We start from the raw sequence: 12878 nt of genomic DNA, 5'->3' as shown, positions 1-12878 counted from the left end.
ATTATAATTTTTTTATATCAGAAAGCGAAATGCTTTGCATAATTTCTAAGTCAAATTTACGACAAGCTGTTAACAAATGATCGAAAATATCGGACTGAATTCTTTCAAATTCCAAATTGCTTGCCGAAGTTGTAAAACAACCAATTTCTAACGGCATTCCAAGCGGCGAAACAGGTAATTGTTTTACGATAATTGAATCATTTTGCGAAACAGTTTTCAAACTTTTTAAATAATGTTCAACATAAATTCTAAAAACACCAATATTGGTTAAGTTTTTACCATTAATATCTAAATCAGAATTTTCAATGTTTTGATTATAGATAGAGATTTCGTGACGTTTTTGTTGAATATAATGATGAATTAAAGTAATATTTTCGAAACGATTTAACATTTCTTCGTTACAAAACTGAAACGAATTTACATTAAACGAAACAGAACGTTTTATTTGACGTGTTCCAGTCGCCAACATCGCCATATGATTGGTTACTTGCGACGAAACCAAATCCACAGTAGGAACTGTTGCAATAGATTTATCAAACTTCTCAATTTTCACCAAATTGATGTTAATTTCTTTTACTGTTCCCTCAATATCGCCTTTGGAAACGGTAATCCAATCGCCAACTTTTACAATTTTAGAATAGGAGATTTGCAAACCAGAAACAAATCCGAAAATTGCATCACGAAAAATCAATAAAACAGCTGCGGTTAAAGCTCCGAGAACAGTAATAATTGTGTTTTTATCAACCGTAAACAAAATCATTATTCCAGAAATAATCGCAAAAAATGTGATAATAAACTTCAACATTTGCCCAAAAGTTCGTACTCCAACTGTTGTATAACTATTTTCTTCGTTGTACACATCAATAATTGTATTGATAACTCGGAAAATAAGTTGCGTAAAAACGATTAATGAAATAAGTTGTGTAATGCGTTGAACAACATGAAAAATATTTCCTTCGTTTTTGAACAAAATAACATTCATGCTTAATGCAAAACTGATTGGAATGAGATGAATAGCTGAAACAAAGACTTTGTTTTTGTACAAAAACTTCAGCCAATCGTTTTCGGTAAAATTTTTCAGTTTTTTTAGAAGCGGAAGAATAATAGCTCTTAGCACAAAATCTAACACAAAAAGAATAGCTATCCAAGTGACAATTTCTAAAAAGGTAAAAAGATTTTCGGATAAATCAATTTTGAAATATTGATTGAAAAAAAATTTTACACCATCAGAAAATTCTTCATAAAAAGATTTATCTTGCATAAGCTGTTAATTGAGTTTAAATAGATTTGTTTGTGCAAAGTTACAGTTTTAAAAATACTAAAATAATGGATAACGATAGTATACTAAATCTTATTAGTGGAATTTTATTGGTTGTTGGTTTGGTCGGAACTGTTTTGCCAGTTTTACCAGGAGCACCTTTGGCATTGGTTGGATTATTAGTTTTCAAATTTAGTGGTGATTGTAGTTACAATTGGGGAACGATAATTATTGCTGGACTTTTTGTGTTATTAGGTGCGCTTTTAGATTATTTATTACCAGCTTACATGACCAAGAAATTAGGTGGAACCAAATACGGGATTTGGGGATCTATTGTAGGATTAATCATCGGATTATTTTTTCCACCAATCGGGTTTATCGTAGGTCCTTTTCTGGGAGCATTATTAGGCGAATTGGTTTTTACTGCGGCTTCGCCTAAAGTTGCATTAAAATCTGCTTTCGGATCTTTTGTCGGATTTATTTTAACAACAGGTTACGACATTATATTAACGTTAATCTTTATCGGAATATTTGTATATCAACTGATGAGTTAATCAGATTAAATGGTTGAAATTAGGTCAATAAAAAAAAATGATGTATATTTGCAAAGAATTTAAAGGAATAAATGGAGGAGGGCTGGTTATAGCTCTCTTTTTCGTTGTATATGGATTCAAATAAAGTAAAACAGCTGATAGACGAAGCAATAGCGGAAAATCCGTCATTGTTTCTTATCGATTGGAAAATCACTCCAGATGATAAAATTGTAATTTTAGCAGATGGAGACGAAGGTCTTTCAGTCGAAGAAATTGTAAGAATAAGCCGATATGTAGAGCACAATCTTGATAGAGAAGAATGTGATTTTGCATTAGAGGTTTCCTCTCCTGGTGTAGGAAGTAACCTAACCATGCCACGCCAATTTGTCAAAAATGTAGGAAGAACTTTAGAAGCTACATTAAGCGACAAAGTGATGGAAGGCGAAATTGTAGAAGCCGATGAAGAAGGTGTTACAATTTTTTGGGAAGCGCGCGAACCAAAACCTGTTGGAAAAGGAAAAATTACAGTAGAACATAAAGAAAAAATAAATTACGCTGACATCAAGAAAGCGATTATAAAAGTCACCTTTTAAAAAAATTAAAGTTTAATGGACAATCTTGCATTAATTGAATCTTTTGGAGATTTTAAAGACGATAAGAACATCGACCGTATTACGCTTATGGCAATCTTAGAAGATACCCTGAAAAGTGTTTTGAAAAAGAAATATGGTACAGATGATAACTTTGATATTATTGTAAATCCTGATAAAGGAGACTTAGAGATTTGGCACAACCGTATCGTTGTAGAAGACGGTTTTTCAGAAGACGACGCAACAGATATCGAATTATCTGAAGCACGTAAAATTGAGCCAGATTTTGAAGTAGGTGAAGAAGTATCGGAAAAAATTCCGATCGAAGCATTAGGTCGTCGTGCAATTTTAACTTTACGCCAAACATTGGTGTCTAAAGTAATGGAGCATGATAATTCTAATTTATACGAAAAATTTAAAGGTTTAATCGGAGAAGTAGTTACGGGAGAAATCCATTATGTACGTCACAAACAAGTGATTATAATGGATGACGAACAAAACGAAATGATTTTACCAAAAGAAAATCAAATACCATCAGATTTTTTCAGAAAAGGAGATACATTACGTGCTGTTGTAGATGACGTAAAATTGAGAGGAGCAAAACCTCAAATTATTTTATCTAGAACATCACCAAAATTTTTAGAGAAATTATTTGAACAAGAAATTCCAGAGATTTTAGACGGATTAATTACAATCAAAAATGTAGTTCGTATCCCTGGAGATAAAGCAAAAGTAGCAGTAGAATCTTACGACGATCGTATCGATCCAGTAGGAGCTTGTGTTGGAATGAAAGGATCTCGTATCCATTCAATTGTACGCGAATTACGTAACGAGAATATCGATGTAATCAACTACACAAACAACATGAGTTTGTTTATTCAACGCGCTTTAAGCCCAGCTAAAATTTCGAATATCGAAATTAATGAAGAAGAAAACAAAGCCTTAGTTTACGTAAATGCAGACGAAGTTTCGAAAGCAATTGGTAAAGGCGGTTACAATGTTCGTTTAGCTTCTAAATTAGTTGGAATGGAAATTGATATTTTCAGAGAAGGCGCCCAAGACGAAGACGTAGAATTATCAGAATTCTCAGATGAAATCGATGCATGGGTAATCGAAGCATTCAGTGCTATCGGGCTAGATACTGCCAAAAGTATTTTAGAACAAGATGTTGATGACTTAATCAAGCGTACGGATTTAGAAGAAGAGACAATCTTAGACGTTATCCGTGTCTTAAAAGAAGAGTTTGAAGATTAATTCATACTCAAGTCATAAACAATTCATACATTTGCAAACATTAAAATAAGAGATTAGCTTCATATGTCGGAAACAATAAGATTAAGTAAAGTATTAAAAGAATTAAATATATCAATAGATAGAGCTGTTGACTTTTTAGAAGGGAAAGGTAAAACTGTAGAGAAAAATCCGAACTCTAAAATCGATGTGCCAACTTACGATATTTTAGTTAATGAGTTCCGATCTGATGCTAAACAAAAGCAAGCTTCCGGTGAAGTAGTCATTAACAAAATTTCAGATATCAAAGCCGCTGAGAAAAAAGAAGCAGAAGCAAAAGCTGCAACTGAAAAACCAGTAGAAAAGAAACCTGAAATCATTGAAACGACGAAAGTTGAATTGGAAGGACCAAAGACTGTTGGAAAAATAGACTTAGATGCTTTGAAACCTAAAGCCAAAGTAGAAAAAACTGCGGTAAAAGAAGAGGTGAAGAAAGAAGAAATCAAGAAAGAGGAAGCACCAAAAGCTGAACCTAAAACTGAATCAAAAGAGGAACCGAAAGGACCAAAAGTGATTAAGGTTATTGATCTTGATAAAATAAATAATACAGGTAAACCTAAAAAGCAAGATTCTCCAGCTCCTAAAAAAGAGCAAGCAGAACCTAAAAAGGCGGAAGCACCGAAGGCGGAAGTTAAAAAAGAGGTGAAGAAAGAAGAACCTAAAAAGGTGGAAGAGGTTAAAAAGCCTGAAATAAAAACGGAAGCGAAGCCTGAAGTGAAGAAAGAAGAAATTGAAGAAGTAGCAGCAGTTGAACCTCAAAAAATTGAAACTGTCTACACAAAATTAGATGGACCTAATTTTACAGGTGCAAAGATTGACTTATCTAAATTTGATAAGAAAAAAACTGACGATAAAAAAGGGAATCAAAAAGGTGCTAATAACGCTGCTGACAAGAAAAAGCGCAAACGTATCCAGAAAAACGTTAAACCAGAAGATGTAGCAAAAGCTGGAGAAAACGGAGGAAACAATAACAATCGTCAAGGTGGTAACAACAACCACGGAGGAGGAAATAATAATAACCGCCAAGGTGGTAATAACAACCACGGAGGAGGAAATAATAACAACCGTCAAGGAGGTCAAGGACAAGGTGGAAATCGCCCAGGAGGTCAAGGCGGAAATCGTCAAGGTGGACAAGGAGGTAATCGTCAAGGTGGTGGAAACTTTAGAGGTGGAAACAACCGTGGACCAAGAGTTCCTCAAGTAGAACTTTCTGACGAAGATGTTAAAAAACAAATTAAAGACACTTTAGATAAACTTACGAACAAAGGAAAAGGATCTAAAGGGGCTAAACACAGAAGAGACAAACGTAAAGAACGTCGTGAGTTTGCTGAGCAAGAGCAAGAAGCAATGGACATGGACAAAACTTTACATGTAACAGAATTTGTAACGGTTAACGAATTGGCTTCGTTAATGGATGTTTCTGTTACAGAAGTTATCTCTGCATGTATGTCATTGGGAATCATGGTTACCATGAACCAACGTCTTGAAGCGGATACAATTCAATTAGTTGCAGATGATTTCGGATTCGAAGCAGTATTTGCTAATGCTGAAGAAGAAATCTCAACTGAAGAAGAAGAAATCGATAACGAAGAAGATTTAGTAACTCGTGCGCCAATCGTAACTGTAATGGGACACGTTGACCACGGTAAAACATCTTTATTAGATTATATTCGTAAAGCAAACGTAATTGCTGGTGAGTCTGGAGGTATTACACAACATATTGGTGCGTACAACGTAACATTGCCAAGTGGTAAACGTGTAGCGTTCTTAGATACACCAGGTCACGAGGCCTTTACAGCGATGCGTGCTCGTGGTGCTCAGGTAACGGATATTGCAATTATTGTGATTGCGGCCGATGACCAAATCATGCCACAAACGCGTGAAGCAATTTCTCACGCTCAAGCAGCTGGAGTACCAATGGTATTCGCAATCAACAAAGTTGATAAACCAGCAGCTAATCCAGAAAAAGTAAAAGAGCAATTAGCTCAAATGAACTTATTAGTTGAAGATTGGGGTGGTACTTACCAATCGCAAGAAATCTCGGCTAAATCTGGTTTAGGAGTAGAAGATTTATTAGAAAAAGTATTATTAGAAGCTGAGGTATTAGACCTTAAAGCGAATCCAAAACGTAAAGCATCTGGTACAGTTGTAGAAGCTGCATTAGACAAAGGACGCGGATATGTTTCGACAATTATTGTACAAACAGGTACATTACACATCGGAGATTATGTATTAGCAGGATCTCACCATGGTAAAGTTCGTGCAATGTTAGATGAGCGTGGTAACAATATCAAAGTTGCTGGACCATCAACACCAGTTACAATATTAGGATTAGCAGGTGCGCCAACTGCAGGTGATAAGTTCAAAGTTTACGAAGACGAACGCGAAGCGAAACAAATTGCAACTCGTAGAGATCAATTACAACGTGAGCAAACTATTCGTACACAAAAACACATCACACTTGATGAGATTGGACGTCGTATCGCTTTAGGAGATTTCAAAGAGTTGAATATTATCTTGAAAGGGGACGTGGATGGTTCTGTAGAAGCATTAACAGACTCTTTACAAAAACTTTCGACAGAAGAAATTATTGTTAACATCTTACACAAAGGAGTTGGACAAATTACAGAATCTGACGTATTATTAGCTTCTGCTTCAGATGCGATTATTATTGGATTTAATGTTCGTCCTGGTGGATCTGCTCGTGATATTGCAGAAAAAGAAGAAGTTGAAATTAGAACTTACTCAATTATCTATGCTGCGATCGAAGAGATCAAAGAAGCGATGGAAGGAATGTTATCTCCAGAGTTGAAAGAGCAAGTAACAGGTAATATTGAGGTTCGTGAAACATTCAAAGTAACGAAAGTTGGTACTATTGCTGGATGTATGGTCTTAGACGGTAAAGTTTACAGAAACTCTAGTATTCGTATCATTCGTGACGGAGTTGTGATCCACGATGGTGAATTAGCTTCATTGAAACGTTTCAAAGATGACGTGAAAGAAGTTAGTAAAGGTTACGAATGTGGTCTTAACATCAAAAACTTCAACGATATTCAAGTAGGTGACATTATCGAAGCTTACGAAACTGTAGAGGTTAAAAAGAAATTGAAATAATCAATTCTCAACAAATATTTTAAAAGGAGCTCAATTTGAGCTCCTTTTTTTATGAAATTTTATTTAATAAAAATCAATACTCTACTTGTTATATAGAATTATATTCTATTATTAATCTTATTTTTAGAATAGAATCTCTGTTTAACATTAATTTAAAGTTTTCTTTTATTTTATTTAAAAACGACTTGTTTTATATTCTATAAAGTCTATAAATTTGCTAGACTTTTAAAATTGTAAATATGAACAAGAAATTATACTCACTCAAAAAAATATTTTTTCTAACTGCTCTTTTCGGCGGAACATTTTTATTCGCTCAAACCAAAGTCACAGGTACGGTTGAAGATGTAAATGGACCAATCGATCAAGCAACGGTTAATGTAAAAGGAACAAATATTACGACGACAACAGATGCAGATGGTTTATATCAATTAACGTTAGAGCCTGGGAAGTATGAAATTATTGTTTCAAAAATAGGTGAGCCAACAACGACGCAAACGATTAATGTGCTTGATGAAAATGAAGTTTCTTTAGATTTCTTTTTACAATCAATCAATTCGGATACTGATCTTAGCGAAGTCGTTTTGATTGGTTCACGCGCGGTCGGACGTACACAATTAGATTCTTCAACGCCAGTTGATGTGATAGATATTAAAGAGGTGACAAAAGATGTTGGACAAGTTTCGTTGAATCAAATCTTAAATTATGTTGCGCCATCTTTTAGCTCGAATACGCAAGTTATTTCTGATGGAACAGATCATATAGATCCTGCTTCTTTGCGTGGTTTAGGACCAGATCAAGTATTGGTTTTGATTAACGGAAAGCGTCGTCATACAACATCATTGGTTAATATTAATGGTTCGTTTGGTAAAGGTTCTGTTGGTACAGATTTGAATGCAATTCCAACTTCTGCAATTAAAAGAATTGAAATTCTTCGAGATGGAGCCGCTGCTCAATATGGTTCTGATGCGATTGCAGGTGTGATTAATATTGTCTTGGAAGATTCGACAGATAAACTACGTGCGTCAATTTCCTATGGAGGAAATCTTTCGAAAAATGCAGAAGATCATTTTGATGGTGAAACTTTTCAAGCGAATGTAAATTATGGTGTAAAAGTGGGTGAAAAAGGGGGATTTGTAAATGTTGCAGGTTCTTACGACAAGCGTCAACCATTCAATCGTCAAAAAGAATTTACAGGAACAATTTTCTCTGATTATAATCGACCAGATTTATATCCAAATCCAACTGGAAAAGATATTACAGATGAGGAGTTAGCCCGTCGTGGAGAAACGCGTGCTGATTATGTTTCGCGCATTGGACAATCAAAAAATGAAGGAGGAGCGATTTTTATTAATTCACTTTTTCCAGTTTCAGATAAAACCGAAATTTATGCATTTGGAGGATTAAATTATCGTTTGGGTGAATCGGCGGCTTTTCGTCGTCAGCCTGCTCAGTTACATCAAACAGTAGCGTCAATTTATCCAAATGGATTTTTACCATTAATTCAAACCAATAATTACGATCGCTCTTTAGCAGCGGGAATTCGTAGTGAAATTAACGGTTGGAAAGTTGATTTTTCGAACACATACGGAAATAATACCATAGATTTTGGAGTCAAAAATACAGTTAACGCATCGATGAAAGAATCTTCGCCAACATCTTTTGAAGCTGGTGGATATCGTTTTACGCAGAATACAACCAACCTAGATTTTACACGTTTTTTTGATGATGTTTTAGCTGGAATTAATGTCGCTTTTGGTGCAGAATTTCGTTATGAAAATTATCAAATTGTAGGCGGTGAAGAAGCATCTTATGCGAATTATGGTAAAGTTCGTCAAATTGGCGTAGACGGAAATGGAAAGCCAATTTATGTGCAAGATTTTAACGGAAATATCAATACTTTATTTGCTGCAAATGGTACTGCTTTAGCAGGCGGAGCGCAAGCTTTTCCTGGTTTTTTACCAGCGAATGAAGTCAATGCGAATCGTCATTCTATTGCGGCGTATTTAGATACTGAATTCAATTTTACGAAAGATTTCTTAGTAGCTGCTGCGTTACGTTACGAAGATTATTCAGATTTTGGATCAACGTTAAATGGAAAAATTTCGACTCGATACAAATTAGGAAACTATGTGTTGAGAGCGGCTGCAAGTACAGGATTTAGAGCACCATCTTTACATCAATTATATTTTAGCGCAACTTCAAGTTTATTCTTAGATGGAGCAATTTCTAATTCAGGAACTTTTACAAATGATAGTCGCGCTGCGAAATTATTAGGAATTCCACAATTGAACGAAGAAAAATCGAAATCAGTTTCGGCTGGAGCAACGGCAAATTGGGGAAAATTCAAATTGAGTGTTGATGGATATTTTATCAGAATTGATGATCGAATCATTTACACAGGATCTTTCACAGGAAGTAATGCAGCAAATGCATCAGCTCAAGACAAAGAGATTTACGAATTATTGCAACAAGCAAATGCAACTTCGGCTCGTTTCTTCGCAAATGCAATTGATACTGAAACCAAAGGAATAGATGTTGTTTTGACGTATCAAGATCGTTTAGGCGCAGGAAAATTACGTGGAGATTTATCGGCGACTTTTAGTAAAACAAATGTTGTGGGCGACGTTCATGCTTCGGATTTATTAAAAGGAAAAGAGTCTACTTATTTTGATCGTTCGAGTCGTATTTATTTAGAATCAGCTATTCCTCGTACAAAAATCAATTTATCCTTGAATTATTCATTGGATAAATGGAATGTTTACTTAAGAAATGTGTATTTCGGAGAGGTTGATGCAGCGACAAATACGGTGGCAGATTCGCAAACTTTTAGCGGAAAAGTTGTAACAGATTTGAGTTTTGGCTATGCTTTCAACAAAAATATTTCGTTAACAATCGGTGCAAATAATTTATTTGATATTTATCCTGATGAAACGAAAATTGGAGGAAATAGAGGAGCAGGATATTTCGTGTATTCACGTACTGGACAACAATTCGGAACTGGAGGACGTTTTGCTTTTGCTCGTCTATCATTAAGTTTATAATTTAAATAGTTTATATGTTTTACCAAATCTTTGTCTTAATTGATGAAGGTTTGGTATTTTTGTTTAAATCGATTTTATGAAGAAAATATCATTTATTATAGTTTCATTCTTCGCGATTATTCAGTTGAATGCGCAAGAATCTTACAAAAATGGAGTTGTTGTAACGGCTCATCCCGAAGCTTCAAAAGTTGGAGTTGAAATTCTGAAAAAAGGTGGAAATGCGATTGACGCTTCTATTGCAGTTCAGTTTGCGTTGGCGGTTGTTTATCCAAATGCAGGAAATATTGGAGGCGGTGGATTTTTGGTTTATCGTGATGCAAAAGGAAAGACAGATGCGTTAGATTATCGTGAAAAAGCACCTTTGAAAGCGAGTGAAGATATGTATTGGGACAAAAACGGCAATGCAATTACTGATCTTAGTTTGTATGGACAATTTGCTGCAGGTGTTCCTGGAACAGTCGATGGAATGGTGAAAGCGCATGAAAAATATGGAAAATTAAATTGGAAAGAATTAGTTCAGCCAGCTATTAATTTAGCTCAAAAAGGATTTAAAATTACCAAACAACAAGCGAGTGAATTGACAAATAAGCACAATGATTTTGTAAAATATAATTCAAAAACGAATGCTTTAACGTCTAAATCATCTTGGAAAGAAGGAGATTTGTTGGTTCAAAAAGATTTAGCAAATACGTTAAAATTAATTCAGCAAAAAGGTCGAGCTGGTTTTTATGAAGGAAAAACAGCTGATTTAATAGTGAAAGAAATGAAACGTGGAAACGGAATTATTTCGCACGAAGATTTAAAAGAATATCAATCGGTTTGGAGAACGCCAGTTTCTGGAAATTATAAAGGTCTTAAAGTGATTTCGATGCCGCCGCCTTCAAGTGGAGGAATTGCGTTGGTTTCGTTGTTTCAATCAATCGAAGATTATCCAATTAATAAATGGGGATTTCAGGCAGATTCTACAATTCAAGTGATGGTAGAAGCAGAGCGTCGCGTTTATGCAGATCGTGCAGAGCATTTAGGTGATCCAGATTTTATAAAAGTTCCGCAAAAACAATTATTGGATAAAAATTATAATGTAAATCGAATGAAAGATTTTTTGTTTGATAAAGCAACACCAAGTTCAGCAATCAAAGCGGGAGAAATAATCGGTAAAGAATCGATGGAAACAACGCATTATGTAATTGTTGACAAAGATGGAAATGCGGCTTCTGTAACGACTACTTTGAATAATTCCTATGGATCTTTGGTTGTAGTAGAAGGTGCAGGATTTTTGTTGAATGATGAAATGGATGATTTTTCTGTAAAACCAGGTACACCAAATTTATATGGTTTAGTTGGAGGAAAAGCTAATGCGATTGAACCTTCGAAAAGAATGTTAAGTTCGATGACGCCTTCTATTTTAGAGAAAGATGGTAAATTGTTTATGGTTGTGGGAACGCCAGGTGGCTCTACAATTATAACGTCAGTTTTTCAAGCCATCTTGAATGTTGTTGATTTCGGAATGACGATGCAAGAAGCTGTTGCAGCACCAAGATTTCATCATCAATGGTTGCCAGACCAAATCGATTATGAGCCAAATGCAATTTCAGAAAACGTTCGTGAATCGTTAAAACAAAAAGGCTATACATTGAAAGAACGTAAACCTTACGGGCGTGTGGAAGGAATTTTGGTCAACATTGACGGAACATATCAAGCTGGTGCAGATCCAAGAGGTGATGACAAAGCGGTGGGATATTAATAAAATAAAAAGGCTATTCAAATTTTGAATAGCCTTATTTAAATTAAGACAAAACCTCTCTAGTATCAGGATTTTTTTCAAATTGTGCTTTTGCAAAAGGACATAAAGGAATTACTTTGATATTTTCTTTTTTCACCCAATCGACTAAAGCTAAAAAAGCTTTTTTACCAATACCTTGTCCGCCATAAGCTTCATCAACTTCTGTATGATCGATGATAATTTTATCATCTCCAGCCCAAACATAAGCCATTTCTCCAGCTTTTTTATCGCCATCTAAAACGACAAAAGCACCATTTTTTTTATCATCAATTTGTTTAATTTCCATCTAATATATTTTTAAGTTGAATATTTAATCTTCTAATGTACCAAATTTTCCGTGATTGTAATCGTCAAATGCTTCACGAATTTGTTCTTGTGTATTCATTACAAATGGACCGTATGATGCGATTGGCTCATTTAGAGGTTCTCCACTCAAAATAAGTACCACACTACTTTCAGTCGCTTCGATTGTAAAATCTTCTCCTTCATTAGTAAACAATAACAAATGATCTGTCGGAACAATTTCTTGATTATTCACTTTTACTTCTCCTTCTATAACTAATAAGATCGTATTGTAATGTGCTGGAAAATTAAAATTCGCTTTACCACCTTCATTTAATTTTGCATTCAACATATGAACAGGAGAAAAAGTAGATGCAGCACCTTTTGCTTGGTTATATTCACCAGCTATAACTTCTACAAATCCATTTTCAACTTCAACGGTTGGAATATCTTTGTGTTCAATAGCTTGATATTTAGGCGCACTCATTTTATCCTTTGCAGGGAGATTTACCCATAATTGAACCATTTGAAAAATTCCTCCTTTTTTGTAAAACTCCTCTGCATGATATTCTTTGTGTAAAACTCCTGACGCAGCTGTCATCCATTGTACATCGCCTTGGTGAATTGTTCCACCTCCGCCAGCACTGTCATGATGAGAAACACTTCCTTGATAAGCGATTGTTACTGTTTCGAAACCACGATGCGGATGTACACCAACACCTTTTGGTTTGTCCGTTGCAGGAAAATCAAATTTTGAATTATAATCCAACATAATGAAAGGATCCATTCTTCTCATGTCTAAATGATAACCGCTCGGAATAAAGTTATGAACTCTAAATCCATCTCCTACGAAATGAGGCTCTCTTGGAGCGATAACCGCTTCTATATTTTTTGTGTTCATAATGATGTTTTTTATTTTCTTATACAAATTTACAATTCCAATGTATTGATTGTATTGATGTAGGGTAAGAAGTTTTAATTGAATAA

General features: G+C 34.9%; 9 protein-coding genes. 6 read left to right on the top strand and 3 right to left on the bottom strand.

Annotated elements, in window-relative coordinates:
* Nucleotide 1: 1 nt before the first annotated feature.
* Nucleotides 2-1261, bottom strand: a complete 1260-nt coding sequence (locus B4E95_RS10905; protein WP_291091504.1) for a mechanosensitive ion channel family protein — start codon at nt 1259-1261, stop codon at nt 2-4.
* A 65-nt stretch (nt 1262-1326) separates the two neighbouring features.
* Here B4E95_RS10905 and B4E95_RS10900 point away from each other — a divergent pair, with 65 nt between their 5' ends.
* The 6 genes from B4E95_RS10900 (at nt 1327) to ggt (ending at nt 11570) form a co-directional block, all read left to right on the top strand.
* Nucleotides 1327-1812 (top strand): DUF456 domain-containing protein, encoded by a 486-nt coding sequence (locus B4E95_RS10900; RefSeq protein ID WP_291091502.1) that lies wholly within the window; start codon nt 1327-1329, stop codon nt 1810-1812.
* A gap of 110 nt (nt 1813-1922) precedes the next feature.
* The gene (gene rimP / locus B4E95_RS10895) at nt 1923-2384 is read left to right on the top strand and encodes a ribosome assembly cofactor RimP (RefSeq protein ID WP_221854248.1); all 462 of its coding nucleotides are present in this window, start codon (nt 1923-1925) and stop codon (nt 2382-2384) included.
* Nucleotides 2385-2399: 15 nt separating this feature from the next.
* The gene (gene nusA / locus B4E95_RS10890; protein ID WP_114997920.1) at nt 2400-3635 is read left to right on the top strand and encodes a transcription termination factor NusA; all 1236 of its coding nucleotides are present in this window, start codon (nt 2400-2402) and stop codon (nt 3633-3635) included.
* Between the two features lie 63 nt (nt 3636-3698).
* Nucleotides 3699-6785, top strand: coding sequence for a translation initiation factor IF-2 (gene infB / locus B4E95_RS10885; protein ID WP_291091500.1), 3087 nt, complete (start codon nt 3699-3701; stop codon nt 6783-6785).
* 239 nt (nt 6786-7024) lie between these two features.
* Nucleotides 7025-9826 carry a TonB-dependent receptor gene (locus B4E95_RS10880; RefSeq protein ID WP_291091498.1) on the top strand — a complete coding sequence of 934 codons (2802 nt, stop codon included), beginning with the start codon at nt 7025-7027 and terminating at the stop codon, nt 9824-9826.
* A gap of 76 nt (nt 9827-9902) precedes the next feature.
* A complete protein-coding gene (gene ggt / locus B4E95_RS10875; RefSeq protein WP_291091496.1) occupies nt 9903-11570 on the top strand; it encodes a gamma-glutamyltransferase in 1668 nt (555 codons plus the stop codon).
* A 43-nt stretch (nt 11571-11613) separates the two neighbouring features.
* Here ggt and B4E95_RS10870 read toward each other — a convergent pair whose 3' ends face one another.
* Both B4E95_RS10870 and B4E95_RS10865 read right to left on the bottom strand, forming a co-directional pair.
* Nucleotides 11614-11895 (bottom strand): GNAT family N-acetyltransferase, encoded by a 282-nt coding sequence (locus B4E95_RS10870; RefSeq protein WP_225539677.1) that lies wholly within the window; start codon nt 11893-11895, stop codon nt 11614-11616.
* Nucleotides 11896-11919: 24 nt separating this feature from the next.
* Nucleotides 11920-12792: a pirin family protein gene (locus tag B4E95_RS10865; RefSeq protein WP_291091493.1), complete on the bottom strand. Its 873-nt coding sequence runs from the start codon at nt 12790-12792 to the stop codon at nt 11920-11922.
* Between the last annotated feature and the right edge of the window lie 86 nt (nt 12793-12878).

It is taken from the genome of Empedobacter sp. UBA7494, from assembly GCF_002478465.1.
GTDB classification, from domain to species: domain Bacteria; phylum Bacteroidota; class Bacteroidia; order Flavobacteriales; family Weeksellaceae; genus Empedobacter; species Empedobacter falsenii_B.
This window is presented reverse-complemented; position numbering and strand designations above follow the sequence as displayed.